The sequence below is a fragment of the Microbacterium sp. WHRI 7836 genome (assembly GCF_040223885.2).
GTDB lineage: Bacteria > Actinomycetota > Actinomycetes > Actinomycetales > Microbacteriaceae > Microbacterium > Microbacterium oxydans.
The window spans coordinates 2,984,620-3,001,653 of record NZ_CP168171.1; the positions used below are offsets into that span (position 1 = coordinate 2,984,620).

The 17,034-nt window shown below is 69.0% G+C and carries 17 protein-coding genes and 1 tRNA gene; 12 read left to right on the top strand and 6 right to left on the bottom strand.

Annotated elements, in window-relative coordinates:
* The first annotated feature begins 31 nt into the window (after nt 1-31).
* Nucleotides 32-646, top strand: a complete 615-nt coding sequence (locus ABRP18_RS14410) for a TetR/AcrR family transcriptional regulator (protein WP_046747787.1) — start codon at nt 32-34, stop codon at nt 644-646.
* Nucleotides 647-653: 7 nt separating this feature from the next.
* On the opposite strand, the gene ABRP18_RS14415 is transcribed toward ABRP18_RS14410, so the two are convergent.
* The gene (locus ABRP18_RS14415; protein WP_349884876.1) at nt 654-1,232 is read right to left on the bottom strand and encodes a hypothetical protein; all 579 of its coding nucleotides are present in this window, start codon (nt 1,230-1,232) and stop codon (nt 654-656) included.
* A gap of 70 nt (nt 1,233-1,302) precedes the next feature.
* The gene (gene arfB / locus ABRP18_RS14420) at nt 1,303-1,743 is read right to left on the bottom strand and encodes an alternative ribosome rescue aminoacyl-tRNA hydrolase ArfB (protein ID WP_141368663.1); all 441 of its coding nucleotides are present in this window, start codon (nt 1,741-1,743) and stop codon (nt 1,303-1,305) included.
* A 133-nt stretch (nt 1,744-1,876) separates the two neighbouring features.
* On the opposite strand from arfB, the gene ABRP18_RS14425 reads away from it, so the two are divergent.
* From ABRP18_RS14425 to ABRP18_RS14460, 8 genes are all read left to right on the top strand, one after another.
* A complete protein-coding gene (locus ABRP18_RS14425; protein ID WP_349884877.1) occupies nt 1,877-2,719 on the top strand; it encodes an AraC family transcriptional regulator in 843 nt (280 codons plus the stop codon).
* A 187-nt stretch (nt 2,720-2,906) separates the two neighbouring features.
* Nucleotides 2,907-3,971 (top strand): iron-siderophore ABC transporter substrate-binding protein, encoded by a 1,065-nt coding sequence (locus tag ABRP18_RS14430; RefSeq protein WP_349884878.1) that lies wholly within the window; start codon nt 2,907-2,909, stop codon nt 3,969-3,971.
* Between the two features lie 8 nt (nt 3,972-3,979).
* Nucleotides 3,980-5,053, top strand: coding sequence for an iron chelate uptake ABC transporter family permease subunit (locus ABRP18_RS14435; protein WP_349884879.1), 1,074 nt, complete (start codon nt 3,980-3,982; stop codon nt 5,051-5,053).
* Nucleotides 5,050-6,153 carry an iron chelate uptake ABC transporter family permease subunit gene (locus ABRP18_RS14440; RefSeq protein ID WP_349884880.1) on the top strand — a complete coding sequence of 368 codons (1,104 nt, stop codon included), beginning with the start codon at nt 5,050-5,052 and terminating at the stop codon, nt 6,151-6,153. The genes ABRP18_RS14435 and ABRP18_RS14440 overlap by 4 nt, the downstream gene beginning before the upstream one ends.
* An 11-nt stretch (nt 6,154-6,164) precedes the next feature.
* Nucleotides 6,165-6,953, top strand: a complete 789-nt coding sequence (locus tag ABRP18_RS14445; RefSeq protein ID WP_052748696.1) for an ABC transporter ATP-binding protein — start codon at nt 6,165-6,167, stop codon at nt 6,951-6,953.
* Nucleotides 6,950-8,611, top strand: coding sequence for an ABC transporter ATP-binding protein (locus ABRP18_RS14450; protein WP_349884881.1), 1,662 nt, complete (start codon nt 6,950-6,952; stop codon nt 8,609-8,611). The genes ABRP18_RS14445 and ABRP18_RS14450 overlap by 4 nt, the downstream gene beginning before the upstream one ends.
* Nucleotides 8,604-10,457: an ABC transporter ATP-binding protein gene (locus ABRP18_RS14455; RefSeq protein ID WP_349884882.1), complete on the top strand. Its 1,854-nt coding sequence runs from the start codon at nt 8,604-8,606 to the stop codon at nt 10,455-10,457. Before ABRP18_RS14450 ends, ABRP18_RS14455 begins: the two co-directional genes overlap by 8 nt.
* Complete coding sequence (locus ABRP18_RS14460; protein WP_046747779.1) at nt 10,454-11,344, top strand: siderophore-interacting protein; 891 nt, start codon at nt 10,454-10,456, stop codon at nt 11,342-11,344. Before ABRP18_RS14455 ends, ABRP18_RS14460 begins: the two co-directional genes overlap by 4 nt.
* 45 nt (nt 11,345-11,389) lie before the next feature.
* Here ABRP18_RS14460 and ABRP18_RS14465 read toward each other — a convergent pair.
* Nucleotides 11,390-11,465, bottom strand: a tRNA-Met gene (locus ABRP18_RS14465).
* A gap of 87 nt (nt 11,466-11,552) precedes the next feature.
* The gene (locus ABRP18_RS14470; protein WP_349884883.1) at nt 11,553-12,539 is read right to left on the bottom strand and encodes a WYL domain-containing protein; all 987 of its coding nucleotides are present in this window, start codon (nt 12,537-12,539) and stop codon (nt 11,553-11,555) included.
* 62 nt (nt 12,540-12,601) lie between these two features.
* On the opposite strand from ABRP18_RS14470, the gene ABRP18_RS14475 reads away from it, so the two are divergent.
* On the top strand, nt 12,602-13,657 hold the full coding sequence (locus ABRP18_RS14475) for an ATP-binding cassette domain-containing protein (RefSeq protein WP_349884884.1): 1,056 nt from the start codon (nt 12,602-12,604) through the stop codon (nt 13,655-13,657).
* Nucleotides 13,654-14,433 (top strand): ABC transporter permease, encoded by a 780-nt coding sequence (locus ABRP18_RS14480; RefSeq protein WP_113681121.1) that lies wholly within the window; start codon nt 13,654-13,656, stop codon nt 14,431-14,433. Before ABRP18_RS14475 ends, ABRP18_RS14480 begins: the two co-directional genes overlap by 4 nt.
* A gap of 138 nt (nt 14,434-14,571) precedes the next feature.
* On the opposite strand, the gene ABRP18_RS14485 is transcribed toward ABRP18_RS14480, so the two are convergent.
* On the bottom strand, nt 14,572-15,567 hold the full coding sequence (locus ABRP18_RS14485; RefSeq protein ID WP_113680602.1) for an NADP-dependent oxidoreductase: 996 nt from the start codon (nt 15,565-15,567) through the stop codon (nt 14,572-14,574).
* Between the two features lie 33 nt (nt 15,568-15,600).
* Nucleotides 15,601-16,311, bottom strand: coding sequence for an SDR family oxidoreductase (locus ABRP18_RS14490; RefSeq protein WP_113680601.1), 711 nt, complete (start codon nt 16,309-16,311; stop codon nt 15,601-15,603).
* Nucleotides 16,312-16,413: 102 nt separating this feature from the next.
* Here ABRP18_RS14490 and ABRP18_RS14495 point away from each other — a divergent pair, with 102 nt between their 5' ends.
* The gene (locus ABRP18_RS14495; RefSeq protein ID WP_113680600.1) at nt 16,414-17,019 is read left to right on the top strand and encodes a TetR/AcrR family transcriptional regulator; all 606 of its coding nucleotides are present in this window, start codon (nt 16,414-16,416) and stop codon (nt 17,017-17,019) included.
* The last annotated feature ends 15 nt before the right edge of the window (nt 17,020-17,034 follow it).

The following is a 17,034-nucleotide window of genomic DNA, read 5'->3' on the forward strand; positions in this document are numbered from 1 at the left end:
TTTATAGTGGGTTCACGATAGACTCTCGAACATGACCAATCCCGCACCTCTCGGTCGCCGCGAACGGAAGAAGGCCGCGACCCGCAAGGCGATCTCCGACGTCGCGACGGCCATGTTCCTGGAACGCGGCTTCGATGAGGTGAGCATCCGCGAGGTCGCCGATGCCGCAGATGTCTCCCCCACGACCGTGTTCGCGCACTTCCCTCAAAAGGAGGCGCTGGTGTTCGACGAAGACGACGAGCAGCGCGATCGCCTGGTCGCCGCCGTCCGCGAGCGCCCGTCGGGGAGCACGATCAACCGCGCGATCCATGACTTCTACGCCTCAGAGCTCCGCGCGAACGTCGACGAGCACGGAGACGAGATCACTCGCACCTTCATGCGCTTCCTGAACGAGACACCGGCGCTGCGCGACTACGCGGCGAAGATGTGGCTCCGACACGAAGACGCCCTCTCCGACGCGATCGCCGACGAACTGGGACTCGATACACCCACCCCGGAGATCCGGGTCTACTCGCGGTTCATCCTGCAGATGCAGCTGCTCGTGAACGAGAACGACGACCCCTTCGGGACGCTCGAAGCGGGATTCGTGATCCTCGAGAACGGCTGGGCGCCGGTCGAAGCCGGCCTCAGCGGATCCGCCAGCTAGAGAGCCCTCATCGAACGGTCGTCACCGTGCAACCGGAGGGCGTGAACTCGATTCCCAGAGGCACATCCTGCTGGTGGACGGGCTCCCCCAACACCCACTTGGTGCGGAGTCCGGCGAGGCTCCCGCTGCTCTCACCCTCGGTGTCGAGCACCACGAGCAGAACGCCGGTGGGCCTCTTCGCGCTGAGCATCGAGGAATCCGCCGCCGCCCGCTCGATGATGCGCGTCAACGCCGCGTCATCCAGGGCAGCGAACTCGGGCATCGACGCGGCGACCCCTGCGGCCTCGACAGTCCATCCCGAAGGGCCCAACGATGATGCGTCCACGAGCGCCCCGTCAACTATCCTCTGCACGTCGACCGCCACGTACAACCTGGGGTCCTGCGGATCGCCGCCAAGATGACACGCCGCCGGCGACGACACGACCACGGGGAAGGGCGAGACCTGGAACACCCAGCGGAACATCAACGCACCGAGGATCAGCACCCCGACGACGCCCAGGATCGCCAGCCCCGTCACCCAGCCACGGAGGAGACCCACGGCGCGACGGTACTGGGACTCCGGAACCCACCCGACCTGGTCGACCATGGCGTCGAGCATAGGGACTTCAGGTGCGCCCGAGGATCACGATCGGGCATCGCCCTCGTTCACTGTCGGTTCAGTCGTCGCGCGGGCGCCGACGCAGGCTCTTGACATCCGTGCGCCGCTGCTTCGCCTTCAGCCGGCGCTCCTTCGATCCCCGACTCGGCTTCGTCGCTCGACGCGGCGGAGCGGGCGGACGCAGCGCCTCCTCCACGAGAGCGACGAGTCGATCGCGCGCCGCATCCCTGTTCCGCAGCTGTGCGCGGTGTTCTGAGGCGGCGATCGTCAGCACGCCGTCGACCAGACGACCGCTCAACCGGTCGAGCAGTCGCTCGCGTTGATGCGGTGAGAGCACCGGCGAACGCGCCGCATCCCACACCAGCTCCACACGGGAATCGGCCGTGTTCACGCCCTGACCGCCCGGACCGGACGACCGCGAGAAGCGCCACGACAGCTCGGCCTCGGGGATCGTGAGACCCGACGAGACCCGCAGACCGGGGCGATGAGCGGAGGGCATACCTCCATCATCGGGCCTCGCGTCGCACTCGCACCGCACCGCACCGCACCGCACCGCACCGGACCCCGTTAGCATGGCGAGGACGGCAGGCCGGATTTCGAGCCCGCGGCGCAGCCCGTCACGCGGAGCACGAATGAACTCATACCGGCAGGACGACTGGGCGGCGAGCCCCTGGTATCCGTCGACCGTGAACGAGCCGTACCTGATGGGCACTGGTGTGGTCACCGCCGAAGACACGGGAACCCGTCCGCTCTCTCCCCCGCACAGCCACGCCGACCCGATGCTGGCCTGGTGCTATCGCGGCACGGTGTGGGTGCACCTGCAGGATGCGCGGTGGCGACTCGCTCCCGGTCAGGGCGTATGGATCCCGGCCAACACCCCGCACACCGCTCATCACGAGGCGGACTCGACGGGCTGCTACACCTACATCCCCGACTCCGCGCTGATCACCCCGATCGACGGCATCACCCGGGTGCTCGTGCCGCGCGCCGTGCAGGAGATGCTGCTGCACCTCGGCATCAACGACATGCCCACCGACCTGCGCGTGCGCATCCAGTCCGTCCTGATCGAGATGCTCCAACAGCCGCTTCCGGAGGCCGCGAGCGAGTGGGGCGAGGTGCCGATGCCCGCCGACGAACGCGTGGCAGCTCTCGTGCAGACCGTGCTCGCCGACCCCGGCGACCCCCGCAGTGCGATCGAGCTGTTCCTCGCCCACGGCCTCCACGAGCGCACGGTGCTGCGCATCTTCCAGAACGACGTCGGCATGAGCTTCGGGCGCTGGCGCACCGGAGTGCGGATGACTCTCGGAGCCCGACTGGTCGTGGACGGCACCCCCATCGGCGCCGCCGCGCACCGCTGCGGCTACGCCACGACGAGCGCCTTCTCCGCCGCATTCAAGGACCGCTTCGGCCTGACCCCGCGACAGCACGTGGCACGGGTGCATTCCGACGCCGCCCACCAGCTGTACTGGCGCTGACGGCACGGCATTCCCGGTCGCCCGACGGTCGATCCGACCGGCGTTTGTCGGTTCCGCGATACAAGTCGTCGCTCCCGCAACACTGAGCGCCGCATCCGCGTTCTAGCATCGTTCTGTTAGGGCATGCTTACCTAACTTCTCGCCGCGTCGATGCGGCAACACCCTCCCCCCTTCCCGAAGGAGAACCATGTCGCACGCTTCTGCGCGCCCGAAGATCCGCCGAGGCTCCGCCCTCGTCGCCGCGGCCGTCGCCGCCGCCCTCACGCTGGCCGGGTGCTCGACCGCGCACGGTGAAGCTGCCGATTCGGCGCCCACCGCAACCGACGGCGTGGTGATCGAGCACGGCCACGGTAAGACCGTGATCCCCGAGAAGCCGCAGCGCATCGTCACCCTCGGCTGGATGACGGCCGACATCGTCGCCGCCCTCGGCACCAACCCCGTGGGCATGGAAGAGGTGTGGGGCGCGGGCGAGAGCGGCTACCAGCCCTGGTTCGAGGACTACGTCACCGAAGAGTACGGCGAGACGCCCGAGATCATCCCCTTCCTCGAAGACGGCCCCAACTACGAGGCCATCAAGGAGCTCAAGCCCGACCTGATCCTGAGCCTGTACTCGGGCATCTCCGACATCGAGTACGAGCGCCTGACCGAGATCGCCCCGACCGTCCCCTACATCGAAGGTCCGTGGAACCCCGGCACGTGGGAGGACATGACCCGCACGGTCGGCAAGGCCCTGTCGGAAGAGGACAAGGCCGACGAGCTGATCGCCGAGACCGAGGAGCAGATCACCACTCTCGCCGGCGAGCATCCCGAGTTCCAGGACAAGACCTTCGTCTGGGGTCTGACCCTGAACGAGGGCGGCACCGACCTCGGCGTCTACCTCGAGTACGACCCGCGGGTGCGCATCACCGAGGCCCTCGGATTCACGTCCACCTCGGCGATGGACAGCTTCCTCAAGACCGCCGAGGGCGACAACTGGTACACCGGCGTCAGCCTCGAGAAGCTCTACGACGTCCAGGCCGACCTGTTCGCCGCGTGGGGCGGCAGCGCCGACGAGGGGAAGTACACCGTCGAGAACAAGGTCGTCTCCCGCTGGAACCCGATCGCGAACGGTTCGTACGTGATCTACGCCGACGACGCCGAGGCCTCCGCCATCAGCGCACCCACCGTGCTCTCGCTGAAGTACATCCTGCCGAAGTACGTCGACGACCTCGCGGGCGCACTGCAGGGCGAGCCGACCATCACCGGCAAGTGACGCACGGGATGTCCCTGACGACAGACGACGTCACGGACGTCTCGAACACGGGTGCGGGGAGTCGCGAAGGCGGCTCCCCGCACCGCAACGGGACGCTCGTTCTGGGACTCGTCATCGCCGCGGGCGTGCTGGCGATCGCCGCCATCGCCTCGCTCGCCGTCGGCGCCCGCGCGATCGACCCCGTCACCGTCCTGCAGTCGCTCTTCACCTACGACGACGAGAACCCGCTGCACCTGATGGTCATGGAGCTGCGCGTGCCCCGCACCCTGCTCGGCATCGTCGTGGGCGCGGCTCTCGCCGTGTGCGGCGGACTGATCCAGGCATTCACCCGCAACCCTCTCGCCGACCCCGGCATCCTCGGGGTCAATGCCGGTGCGTCGTTCGCCGTCACGTTCGCCGTCGGCGTGCTCGGGTTCACCACCCCCGGCGCCTACGTGCCCTTCGCCCTCGGCGGCGCCTTCGTGCTCACCCTACTCGTGTACATCCTCGGTTCCTTCGGCGCCTCGGGCGCGACCCCGATGAAGCTCACCCTCGCCGGGGTGGCCCTGGGCGCCGCCTTCACCGGGTTCACCACCGCCATCGTGCTGCGCGACACCAGCACGCTTCAGGTCATGCGGTTCTGGGGTGTCGGCTCGATCGGTGGACGCACGATCGACCAGCTCACCTGGGCCGTGCCGCTGATCGTCGCCGGGCTGCTGATCGGTCTGTTGTGCGCGCGCTCCCTGAACGCCCTGGCACTCGGGGACGACCTGGCGCAGGCACTCGGCGCGCGCGTGCGGGTGACCCGCATCCTCGTCATCATCGCCGTCACCCTGCTGGCGGGAACCAGCGTCGCCGCCGCCGGACCCATCGCGTTCGTCGGACTCATGATCCCCCACATCGTGCGCTGGTTCACCGGACCCGATCAACGATGGGTGCTCGCGTACTCGATGATCATCGGCCCCGCCTTCCTGCTCCTCGCCGATGTCCTGGGCCGCATCGTGCTCCCGAACGGGGAGATGCGCGTCGGGATCGTCACCGCCCTCCTCGGAGCCCCGATCCTGATCGTGCTCGTGCGCCGCAAGCGGGTGAGCGGGCTGTGAGCATCGATCAGAAGCCGGTCACCGCGTCGGGGACGCCAGCGCGGCCGACCGACGTCGCGCCCGTCGACCACGGTCGGCGCCTGTTCCGGATCGAGACCGCGCGCGTCGCGACCCTCATCCCGGTGCGCTCCGTGGTCGTGTGCCTCATCCTCCTCGTCGTGATCGTCGGAGCCGGCCTCTTCTCCATGACGCTCGGCGCCTACGAGGTCGACTTCGCGGCCGTCATCCGGGCGATCTTCGATCCCTCCTCCGACCCCGACATCCGCCAGGTGGTCGTCGAATGGCGCCTGCCCCGGGTGCTGTTCGCCGTGCTGTGCGGCGCTGCCCTGGCCCTCGCCGGTGGCATCTTCCAGTCCCTCACGCGCAACCCGCTCGGCTCCCCGGACATCATCGGCTTCGGCATCGGGGCCCAGTTCGGTGTGACGCTCGTGATGGTCGTGCTCGAACTGAACACCTACATGTTCAAGGCGGTCGGCGCACTCATCGGCGGCCTGTTCACCGCACTTCTCGTCTACGTGCTGGCGAACAAGAACACGATGTCGTCGTTCCGGCTCATCATCGTCGGCATCGGCGTCTCGGCAGGACTCGGCTCCCTCACCTCGTGGATCCTGATCTCGGTCAGTGTCGAGAAGGCGATGATGGCAGCGACCTGGGGGGCAGGTTCGATCGCCTCGCTCGGGTTCGACCAGCTGATCCCGGCGACTCTCGTGTTCGCGATCGTCATGCTGCTGTCCCTCCCGCTCGCCCGCACGCTCCCGGTGCTCGAGATGGGCGACGACGCAGCGACCGCCCTCGGCATCAGTCCCGGACGCACCCGCCTCGCGGCGATGGTGTTCGGCGTTGCCCTGGTCGCGCTCGTCACCGCCGCCGCCGGACCCATATCGTTCATCGCTCTCGCCGCCCCGCAGATCTCGCAGCGCCTCACCCGCTCGAACACCCCGATGGGCACCGTGCCCGTGATGCTGACCGGGGCCGCGCTCGTCGTGGTGTCGGATGCCGTCGCCCAACTCGTCGCCGTGCCGGTCGGCGTCGTGACGGTCTCGGTCGGCGGCATCTATCTCGCCTGGCTGCTGGCCGCCCAGTACGCGCGCCGCACCTGAAAGGAACACCCATGACCGCTTCGCTGCTGGCTCGCGACATCACGCTGGGCTACGGAGACACCCCCATCATCTCCGAGCTGACCCTCGAGGTACCGGACGACTCGTTCACGATCATCATCGGACCGAACGCGTGCGGCAAGTCCACCCTGCTGCGCGGATTCGCCCGGCTGCTGCGCCCGAGCACCGGGGCCGTCCTGCTCGACGGCGACGAGCTGCGCTCGCTCAAGCCGAAGGAAGCCGCTCGCAAGCTGGGCCTTCTCCCCCAGTCGTCCATCGCGCCAGACGGCATCACGGTCGCCGATCTCGTCGGTCGCGGACGCTTCCCGCATCAGAGCGCCATGCGCACGTGGAGCAGCGCCGACGAGCGTGCGGTGTCCGAGGCCATGGCCGCCACCGGGGTCACGGATCTCTCACGGCGCCTGGTGGACGAGCTCTCCGGCGGGCAGCGGCAGCGCGTCTGGGTGGCGATGGCCCTCGCCCAGCAGACCAAGCACCTGCTGCTCGACGAACCGACGACCTTCCTCGACATCGCGCACCAGATCGACCTGATGGAGCTGTTCGCCGACCTGCACCGCGAGGGCACGACGCTCGTCGCCGTGCTGCACGACCTCAACCACGCCGCCCGCTACGCCACGCACCTCGTGGCGATGCGCGACGGGGCCATCGTGGCGCAGGGAGACCCGCGCGAGATCATCACCGCCGAGCTCGTGCACGCCGTGTACGACCTGCCCTGCAAGGTGATCACCGACCCCGTCTCAGGCACCCCGCTCGTGCTGCCGCTCGGACGGCGGACACCGTGACGTCCCCCAAGACATCCCCCACGACATCCACTCCGCGGAAGCTGTTCGGGATCGCGCTGAGATCGGGGGGTCGCGGGATCGCCCTCACCGGAGCGACGGCGCTGCTCATCGTGCACGCGCTCGCCGAGGCGACGATCCCCGTCATCATCGGAGCGACGATAGACCGCGCCGTACTTCCCGCAGACCCCGCCGCGCTCGCCCTCTGGCTCGGCGTGCTCGTCGGAACGTTCCTCGTGCTGACCGTGAGCTATCAGTCGGCCTCCCGGCTCATGGTCTCGGTCTACGGGTACGGCGAGCAGGCGCTCCGTCACCTCGCGCTGTCGCGGATGCTGCGACCCCGGCTCTCCCGTCGCACGGTGACCCCCGGCGAGGCGCTCACCTTCGTCACATCCGACACCTATCGCGTCGCCGGCGTCGCCTGGTCAGTGGCGCAGCAATGCTCCACGATCGCCGCGATCATCGGAGCCGGACTCGCGATGCTGGTGATCTCGCCCGTCGCGACACTCGTCGTGTTCGGCTCGACCATCGCGATGATGTTCGTGATGCAGGTCGTCTCCCGTCCGCTCGAGCGTCGCGGGTTCGCTGAGCAGCACGCGGCGACCGAGGCCGGCGCCGTGGCCGCCGACTTCATGAGCGGATTCCGCGTGCTCGTGGGTATCGGTGCCCGGGATGAGGCCGTGCGGCGTTACGTCGCCGCGAGCGACACCTCCCGACGCGCGGCGACGGCAGCCGGCCGATCCCTCGCCTCCTACGAAGCGGTGAGCGGCACATTGGCCGCGATCGCGACGACCGCGTTGGCGGGCATGTCGGCCTGGTTCGCCGCCGAGGGCCGCATCAGCATCGGTGAACTGGTGACCGTGCTCGGCCTCGCCCAGTTCATCAGCGGCTACCTCGCGTATGCGGGGTCGTTCCCCTCGAACTGGATCCACAAACTCGCCTCCGCCAAGCGCCTCGCCGAGATGATCGACGCCGACGATCTGCTGGATCCGCCGCCCGCATCGGCCGCATCGGCAGGTCCGGCGGGACAGGTGGTGCTGGCTTTCCACACGGACTCGGGTTCGCCGCGCGTCGAGGTGCGCGAGCGGGAGCTCCTCGGTGTCCGCCCTGCCGACAGCGACACGGCCAGGGCCCTCTCCCGGATGCTCGGCCTGCGGACCCGTGTCGACCGAGGCCGTGCCCACCTCGCGGTCGACGGAGAACTCCGAGACCTGGCCGACCTCGACCCGGTGGAATACCGGCATCGGGTCGTCGCCCCTCCGCATGGGCAGACGATCGTGAGCGGCTCTCTCCGCGAGGCCGTGCGTGGGCACGGGCGGGACGAGCCCACGCACCCGCCCTTCATCGAGATGGCAGCCCTCCACGACACAGTGGTGCAGGTCGGCGGCTGGGAAGCGCAGGTCGGGGAAGCCGGGAGACGTCTCTCGGGCGGACAACGGCAGCGCATCGGCATCGCCCGCGCCCTGCACGCACAGGCCGACGTGCTCGTGCTCGACGAACCGACCTCCGCCGTCGACGCCCTCACCGAGGCGCACATCGCCCGCGCCCTGGCAGAACACACCGGGACCGTGATCGTGATCACCACCTCGCCGATTCTGCTCGGCGCCTGCGACCGAGTCGTCGACGTTCCCTCCGGCGGATCGGAGGTGCAGTATGGGTGACCCGGTCTCGACCTCCCCTCTGCTGCCGATCGCCTCCGGCGCTCGGGTACGGGCCGTCATCGGTGCGCTTCTGCGCCGGCATCCCGGCCGCACGGCAGCCGTCGCCGCGCTCTTCCTCGCGGCCTCCGCCCTCGGAATCGTGATGCCCGCCTGCCTGGGCCGCATCGTCGATGCCGTCTCGTCAGACGCAGGCTTCGCGAGCATCGCCGGCTGGGTCGTCGGAGCGGGACTGGGCGCCATCGGTGCGGCCGTGGTGATGCTGTGGGCCGTGCGGGTGCTCACCGGCCTGGTGCAGGACATGCTCGCGGCACTGCGCGAGGACGTGTTCGCCTCGGCGATGAGTCTTCCGGTGAGCACGGTCGACGACGGCGAGAGCGCCGACCTGCTCTCCCGCGTGACCGGCGATGTCGATGCGGTGGCCGAGGCCGGAGGGAACGTGGCCCCGACCCTGCTGTCCGCCGCATTCGCGATCGCCGTGTCGGTGGTCGCACTGACCGCGCTCGATCCCCGGCTCGCCCTCGCCGGACTCGCCTCCGCACCGTTCTACGTGCTCGGCACCCGGGCGTTCCTCCGCAGGTCGCGCGTCGTGTTCCGCGAAGTGCGGGTGCGCGAAGCCGCGCGCAGTCAGGCCGTACTCGATGCGGTCGAGGGTATCGAGACACTCACCGCGTTCAACGAGCAGGAGCCGGCGCTGGAGCGGGTGCGAGAGCGCGCAGAGGCCTCGATCCGGAAGCAGATCGAGGGCGTGCGAGTGACCAACCGGCTGTTCCGCTGGATCAACGGTGGCGAGCTCGTCGGCCTCGCCGCGATCCTCGGCACCGGGTTCCTGCTGCAGTCGGCCGGCGCGGTCACGGTGGGCGCCGTCACCACCGCAGCGCTGCTTTTCCACCGTCTGTTCGGTCCCGTGGGGCAGTTGATCTTCGGACTCGACGACATCCAACGCGCGACCATCGGCCTGGCGCGACTCGTCGGCGTGATCGACCTCGCGCCGTCGACTATCGCCTCGGATCGGCGAGCGGACGCGGCAGCACGGGCATCGGAGGAATCAGCGTCATCAGCGGGGATCGAGGTGCGCGACGTGACGTTCCGCTATCCGACCACCGGCCGGGGGATCCACGACGTGAACCTGCGGGTCGAGCCGGGCACCACGGCGGCGCTGGTGGGCACTTCGGGGTCGGGCAAGAGCACACTCGCGCGCGTGGTCGCCGGCCACCACCCACCGACCTCTGGCAGCGTGCACCTCGCCTCCCGCACGTCGGCCCCGTACTACCTGTCGCAGGAGCTGCATCACTTCCGGGGCACGATCGCCGACAATCTGAGGCTCATCGCTCCGGAGGCGAGCGACGACGAGATGATCGCGGCGCTGCAGGCTGTCGGAGCGCAGTGGGCCGTCGATGCCATGGTCCGCGAGAACGTGGAGCCTTCCGAGGAGGCTGTCGTGCCCTTGGACGAGGGACGCATCCAGCAGCTCGCCGTCGCACGGGCCTTCCTCGCCGACCCGGACATCGTGATCCTCGACGAGGCCACCGCCGACGTCGGGCTCCACCATCGAGAAGCCGTGGAAGAGGCGATCGCCGTGCTGCGCGAAGGACGCACCGCTCTGCTCATCGCGCACCGGCTGCAGCAGGCCGTCACCGCCGAGCAGATCGTCGTGTTCGCCGATGGCAGGGCTACGCAGCGCGGCACGCATGAGGAGCTCCTCGCCACCGACGGGCTCTATCGCGACTCCTGGCTGGCGCAGACTCGCGCCTCAGTCGCGACACCGAACCCGACCGATCCCTCCCCCACCACAGACACCACCCCCGCCGAAGAGACCACCCCCACCACAGAGACGGAGACTCCGTGAGCATCCACCGCGGCATCGTCAGCAGCACCACCACCCTCACGCCGACCCTGGTCCGCGTCACGCTCGGCGGCGAGGGCGTCGCCGAGTTCCTCAGCACCGGCATCGGCGACGAGTACGTGCGGGTCTTCTTCCCACACGGCGACGACCCGATGGATGTCTCGCTGCCGGTGCCCGCGGGCGACTGGTGGGAGACACCGGAGGGAGCGCCAGAGGCACCGATGCGCACCTACACGATCAGCGGAGTGCGCCCGGACGCCGGTGAGCTCGACATCGACTTCGTGATCCACGAGGCGGGTGTCGCCGGTCCCTGGGCCGCCCGCGCGCAGCCGGGTCACGTGCTCGGGCTGAACTCCCCGACCGGTCTGTACTCGCCGCCGGAGGGCATCACGTGGCAGGTGCTCGTCGCCGACCTCACCGGGCTTCCGGCGGTCGCGCGCATCATCGCCGAAGCACCTCGGGGCGTGCGCACGCGGGTCGTGCTCGAAGTGCCGAGCGAGTCGGACCGCATAGGTCTGGAGGCGGGGGCGGATGTCGAGGTCACCTGGGTGGTGGGCGGCAACGGTCACGGGCCCAGCGCACTCGGCCCGCTCGTGCGGGGCATCGTCGACGACCGGCTCCCCCTCGATGAGGGCTACGTGTGGGTGGCCGGCGAGACCGTGGCGCTGCGAGACGTACGCAAGTACCTGCGCAAAGAGCTCGGCCTGCCCGCGACCCGCTTCAAGGTCGTCGGCTACTGGACGCCGGTCGCCGCCTGGGAGGAGAAGTTCGCCGCGTTGCCCGAGTCGGTGCAGAAGGAGTTGGACGCGATCTGGGCCGATGCCGAGGACGATGAGCCCGAGGACGTGCAGGTGCGCTTCGAGGAGCGGCTAGACCAGCTCGGGTTGTGACGACGGCATCTCAGCGGGCGGGAGGCTGCGCCGAACCTTCTGGAGTGGACGCGACGGCGGGAGTCGAACCCGCAACGCCATCAGGTATGAGCTGAGGCCCGGGACCGCCCGGATCGCCGCGATGGGAATGACGTTACCCGGCCGTTATCTGACCCGCCAGGACCGTTGCCTGGGATAACCCTATGAGTCTGTGGATGACGTCGCTGCGTCACTCGGCGTCATCCGGCTCGGGGGCGTCGAGGGCACGCAGCAGGCGCCCGACGGCCTCGCGCAGCTCACTCCGATGCGGATCAGACAACGCTACGGCGTACTCGACGCCCTCGGGGATCCAGAGCAGTCCGTACATGGCCTCGCGCCAGTCCGAGCCGCCGACGGGCCAGCGTGTGCGGTCCTCGCCCACAGGCGTCGCGCCCTGCCACCACGGCCCGAAGTGCTCCTGCATCTCGGCGAGCGGCAGCTCCATCACCGCAGCCGCCTCGACCTTCTGCGGCGACCACGACGAGGCGATCAGCACACGCTCTTCGATCTCCTCCTCGGTGATCTCCCGGCGCGTGAACAGCACCCGCGTGTGCTCGACCGCGGCGATGCGGTCGACGCGGAAGGTGCGCCAGTCGTTGCGGTCGAGGTCCCAGCACAGCAGGAACCACTTGCGACCGGCCGGGGCCAGGGCGTGCGGCTCGACCCGGCGCACGCTCTCCTGCCCCTCGCCGTCGACGTACCTCAAACGCAATCGCTCGGTGTCGCGGGTGGCGAGGGCGATCTCCCCGAGCACCTCCGGCGAGACCACCGGTCCCTCTCCGATGCGCGGCGCCTGCACCGACGCGGCGAGCGCGTTCACCCGCTGCCGCAGCGCCGAGGGCAGCACCTGCTCGAGCTTCGCCAGCGCTGTGAGTGTGACCTCCGGTCCGCCGACGAGCTGCTGGGTCGCGGCCACGCGCAGCCCGATCGCCATCGTCACGGCCTCGTCGTCGTTGAGCAGCAACGGTGGCACGGCATTTCCGGCCTCCAGTCGATAGCCACCGGCCACACCGGGGGTCGACTCCACTCGATAGCCGAGCTCGCGCAGCCGGTCGACGTCGCGGCGCACGGTGCGTTCGGTCACTCCGAGCCGGGTGGCGAGCTCGGTTCCCGGCCAGTGCCGGTGCGTCTGCAGCAGGTTCAGCAGGGCGAGGGCACGGGAGGTGGTGTCGGTCATGCGCCTCAGATTGCCAGATGATGCGGACAGGATCTGTCCGCATCGGTTTCTACTCTCTCCCCATGAACGAATCCCTCATCGAGACCGAAGGCCTGACCAAGGTCTTCACCGTCAAGAAGACGCCGGTGCATGCCGTGACCGACGTCTCCTTCACCGCCGCGCGCGGAGAGCTCGTCGCCTTCCTCGGGCCGAACGGCGCGGGCAAGTCGACGACGCTACGGATGCTCACGACCCTGATCCCGCCCACCTCGGGGCGAGCGAAGGTCGTCGGGCACGACATTCGCACCGACGCGGCAGGGGTCCGTGCCCGCATCGGCTACGTCGGACAGCTCACCAGCGGAAGCTTCTCGCAGCGGGTGCGCGACGAGCTGCTGAGCCAGGGCGCGTTCTACGGGTTGTCGCGGCGGGACAGTGTGCGCCGGGCGGACGAACTCATCGAGTCGCTCGATCTCGCGTCCTTCGCGACCCGCAGTGTGCAGCAGTTGAGCGGCGGGCAGAAGCGCCGACTCGACATCGCGCTCGGGCTCATGCACGCGCCGCCACTCATCTTCCTCGATGAGCCTTCGACCGGACTCGACCCGCAGAGCAGAGCGAACCTCTGGGAGCACATCCTCGACCTCCGCACCCAGCACGGCACCACGGTCTTCCTCACCACGCACTACCTGGAAGAAGCCGATCGTTACGCCGAGCGGGTGATGGTCATGGACAAGGGACGCATCATCGCCGACGACAACGCCGCCTCCCTCAAGGCGACCCTCGCCGGCGACGTGCTGACCTTCGGCTTCGCGGATGCTGCCGAAGCGGTGAGCGCCCGCGCCGTGGTCGCCCGTCTCACCTCCGCCGAGGTCGCCGTCGACGATGCCTCGATCTCGGTCGCGGTGCAGGACGGCGACCGGTTGCTGCCGGTGATCGTGCGCGAACTCGACGCCGCCGGGATCGTCGCGCGTAGGGCCACCGGCGTGCCACCCACGCTCGACGACGTGTTCCTCGCCCTCACCGGGCGCACGCTACGCGAAGCAGGCGAAGGAGCGGATGCCGCGGGCGAAGCACCCGAATCCTCCGCCCCCGCCGACACCCGCACAGCTTCAGAGAACAGCACGACAGGAGTCCTCTCATGATCACCAACGACACGCTCGTGCGCCCGAATCTCGCGCGCGACACGCGGAATGTGCTGACGCGCGAGCTCAAGCCCGTGCTCCGCGATCCGTTCACGCTGATCTTCAGCCTGCTGCAACCGCTCATCTTCCTCGGGCTGTTCGCGCCCCTGCTGATCGGCGACTCGGGACAGCCTGCCGGAGAGACGCTGGCCTGGTTCGTGCCGGGGGTACTCGTGATGATCGTGCTGTTCGGCACCGGGTCTACCGGGTCTAACCTGCAGTACGAGATGATGACCGGCTCGCACGAGCGCACCCTCGTCGCCCCGCTCGCCCGTTCTTCCCTGCTGGTCGGACGCGCCCTCAAGGAGATCGCGCCGATCGTCGTGCAGGCCTTGGTGATCGTGCTGATCGCCTGGCCGTTCGGCTTCGCGGCCGACATCCCGGGCCTCCTCGTCGGCCTGGCGCTGCTGGCCGTTTTCGGGGTGGGCCTCGGCTCGCTGTCCTACTCGCTCGCTCTGGCGACGAAAGACCGGGAGTGGCTGTTCTGGGGTGTGCAGCAGTCGCTGATCTTCCCGCTGCTGATCCTCTCCGGCATGCTGCTGCCGTTGGACGCTGCCCCCGACTGGATGCGGGTCGTCGCCTCGGTCAACCCGGTGAACTGGGTGGTGCAGGCCGAGCGGGCACTGTTCGCCGGAGACCTGGGAGACGCGACCGTGCTGTGGGGCTGGGTATCGGCGCTCGCGGTCGCGGTGGTCGGGCTGATCGTCGGAGTGCGCGCGATCCGTCGCAGCAGCTGAGCGGGGCCCGGCGGTGCGTCGCTGCGTGCGAAAACCCAGACGCGGCAGCGCACCGTCGGCGTGTCCGCCCTCGACGCGCCGCCCTCGACGCGCCGCGCACGGCGCGATGCGTCTGGCTTCCGGCACCCGCCCCGTGACTCAGCTGTTCGTCATCACGAGCTTGCCGCGGCTCCCCCCGGCGGCAAGATCGGCGAGTGCTTCCGGCACACGCTCGAACGGGTACGTCTTCGCGACGACGGGCCGGATCACCCCACTGTCGACGAGAGCCGAGATCTCGCGGAGCTGATCGCCATCCGCCCGCATGAAGAGGAACTCGTAGCGGACCCCGAGCTTCTTCGCCTGGCGACGGATCTTCCGGCTCAGCCCTGCCACGGCCAGTCGCACGAAGGCGTTCAGCCCCCGCGCGCGGGCGAATGCGGGGTCGGGCGGTCCCGAGATGCCGACGACCAGTCCGCCCGGCTTCAGCACCCGCAGCGACTTCTCGAGATTCTCGCCGCCGAGGCTGTCCAACACGAAGTCGTAGCCGGACAGCTCCTCGGCGAAGTCCTGCCGACGGTAGTCGACCACGATGTCGGCGCCGAGCTCACGGACGAAGTCGGCGTTCACCGCACTGGCCGTCGTGGCGACCGTGGCTCCGAGGTGGGCGGCGAGCTGGACGGCGATGGATCCGACACCGCCGGCACCCGCGTGGATGAGCACTTTCTGTCCTGCCCGGACTTTGCCGCGCTCGACCAGGGCCTGCCAGGCCGTGAGAGCCACCAACGGGAGGGACCCGGCCTCCGCCATCGTGAGCCCGGCCGGCATGAGGGCGAGATCCTTCTCGGCGACGGCGATCCGCTCGGCGAACGTCCCGATACGTGCCCCGTCTGCGGTCGCGTACACACGGTCGCCGGGTCGGAATCCGTCGACGAGTGCGCCGACACGGATCACCGTCCCCGCCAGGTCGTTGCCGAGCACGAGCGGCAGCTCATAGGGCAGGATCTGTGCGAACTCGCCCCGCCGGATCTTCTCGTCGAGCTGGTTGAGACCGGCAGCCTCCACACGAACCAGGACGTCTCGGTCACCCACGACCGGTTCGACGACATCCCGCTCTTCGAGTGGCCGCTTGTACTTCGGGACGACGAATGCGCGCATGATGTTCGACTCCTCCGACGATCTCGCGGCGACTCAGGCGCTCGCCTGCAGCTGGGGGTAGACGGCTTCCAGCGGAGCACTGAGCGCCGCCTTGAGCTGCACCGAGGTCTGATCGGCAAGCACCTCGTACTCCCCGCGTTCCGTCGCGTCGAACACGGTGGCCACGAGGTCGGCGGGATCGGTCTTCGGGTCCGAGACGTGCTCGGCCATCGAGGTGTCGACATAGCCGACGTGCACGCCCACGACGTGCACTCCAGCCGGAGCGAGTTCCAGGCGGAGCGAGTTCGTCGCCGACCACAGCGCCGCCTTCGTCGCGCTGTAGATACCGGCCACCGCGAACCAGGAGAGAGCGGAGTGGATATCGATGATCGCGGCACCGGGCCGCCCGGTGAGCAGCGGGGCGTAGGCGCGCGCAAGGAAGAGTGGGCCGAGGAAGTTGGTTTCCACGTTCCGGCGGATGTCGTCGTCGGAGTGTGTGAGGATTCCCGCGGTGGGTGCCGAGGCACCGGCGTTGTTGATGAGCACCGTCACATCCGGCGCGGCCTCGACCGCGTGACGGATGGACTCGGCATCCGTCACGTCGAGCGCGAGCGGGACGACGCGCTCGTCATCCCAGCTGCGTGGCACGCGGGCGCTGGCATACACCTTGGCGGCTCCGCGGGCGAGCGCCTGATGGACGAACTGCGTGCCGATGCCTCCGTTCGCTCCGGTGACGAGGACGACGGCTCCGTGGAGTGAAGGCATGGAATGCTCTCTTCTTTGCGACAATAGGCGATATCTGAGTGTGCACGTTAGCGACTTAACTCATAACTGAGCGTAGTCAGTTTCTATTCCTGAAAGAAGAGCATGACCACCTCCGCATCGAACGTCCTCGGGCGTCGCGAGCGCAACAAGCAGCAGAAGCTCGAGCGGATCACGGCGGCAGCGGCCGAGCTGTTCGCCGAGCACGGCATCGACGACGTCACCACCCAGCAGATCGCCGAGCGGGCCGACGTCGGCACCGGCACACTGTTCCTCTATGCGAAGACCAAGGGCGAGCTGCTGCTCCTCGTGCAGAACGCGCACTACGCGGTCGCCCTCGAGAAGGGCGTGGCGGCCGCCGAGGCGACTCCCGATATCGCCGAGGCGATCCTCGCTCTCCTGCGACCGATCATCGAGTGCAATCGCGTCCAGGTCGAGAACGGACGCACCTATCTTCGCGAGATGCTGTTCGCCGACACGTCGGATCCGCACCACGCCGAAGCACTCCGCATCGTCGGGGAGACAGAGACCGCCGTGGCCCGGATTCTTCAGCGCGATGAGAAGACAGGCGTCGAACGGGCCACCGCCCTCGCCCGGATCGTCTCCTCGATCATGTTCCTCACCCTCACGCCGAGCACGAACGTTGAACTGAGCGTCGACGAGCTCGTCGAGGAGGTCGGTGCCCAGCTCGGCAACCTCCTCGGAGGCTGACCGAGCGAACGCCCC

Excerpts from the sequence above, each read along its gene's own strand:
- arfB (WP_141368663.1), bottom strand. The coding sequence starts at position 1,743 with ATGCCCTCCGCTCATCGCCCCGGTCTGCGGGTCTCGTCGGGTCTCACG.
- ABRP18_RS14445 (WP_052748696.1), top strand. The coding sequence starts at position 6,165 with ATGACCGCTTCGCTGCTGGCTCGCGACATCACGCTGGGCTACGGAGAC.
- ABRP18_RS14410 (WP_046747787.1), top strand. The coding sequence starts at position 32 with ATGACCAATCCCGCACCTCTCGGTCGCCGCGAACGGAAGAAGGCCGCG.
- ABRP18_RS14415 (WP_349884876.1), bottom strand. The coding sequence starts at position 1,232 with ATGGTCGACCAGGTCGGGTGGGTTCCGGAGTCCCAGTACCGTCGCGCC.
- ABRP18_RS14455 (WP_349884882.1), top strand. The coding sequence starts at position 8,604 with ATGGGTGACCCGGTCTCGACCTCCCCTCTGCTGCCGATCGCCTCCGGC.
- ABRP18_RS14435 (WP_349884879.1), top strand. The coding sequence starts at position 3,980 with ATGTCCCTGACGACAGACGACGTCACGGACGTCTCGAACACGGGTGCG.
- ABRP18_RS14480 (WP_113681121.1), top strand. The coding sequence starts at position 13,654 with ATGATCACCAACGACACGCTCGTGCGCCCGAATCTCGCGCGCGACACG.
- ABRP18_RS14475 (WP_349884884.1), top strand. The coding sequence starts at position 12,602 with ATGAACGAATCCCTCATCGAGACCGAAGGCCTGACCAAGGTCTTCACC.
- ABRP18_RS14490 (WP_113680601.1), bottom strand. The coding sequence starts at position 16,311 with ATGCCTTCACTCCACGGAGCCGTCGTCCTCGTCACCGGAGCGAACGGA.
- ABRP18_RS14485 (WP_113680602.1), bottom strand. The coding sequence starts at position 15,567 with ATGCGCGCATTCGTCGTCCCGAAGTACAAGCGGCCACTCGAAGAGCGG.
- ABRP18_RS14495 (WP_113680600.1), top strand. The coding sequence starts at position 16,414 with ATGACCACCTCCGCATCGAACGTCCTCGGGCGTCGCGAGCGCAACAAG.
- ABRP18_RS14470 (WP_349884883.1), bottom strand. The coding sequence starts at position 12,539 with ATGACCGACACCACCTCCCGTGCCCTCGCCCTGCTGAACCTGCTGCAG.
- ABRP18_RS14430 (WP_349884878.1), top strand. The coding sequence starts at position 2,907 with ATGTCGCACGCTTCTGCGCGCCCGAAGATCCGCCGAGGCTCCGCCCTC.
- ABRP18_RS14425 (WP_349884877.1), top strand. The coding sequence starts at position 1,877 with ATGAACTCATACCGGCAGGACGACTGGGCGGCGAGCCCCTGGTATCCG.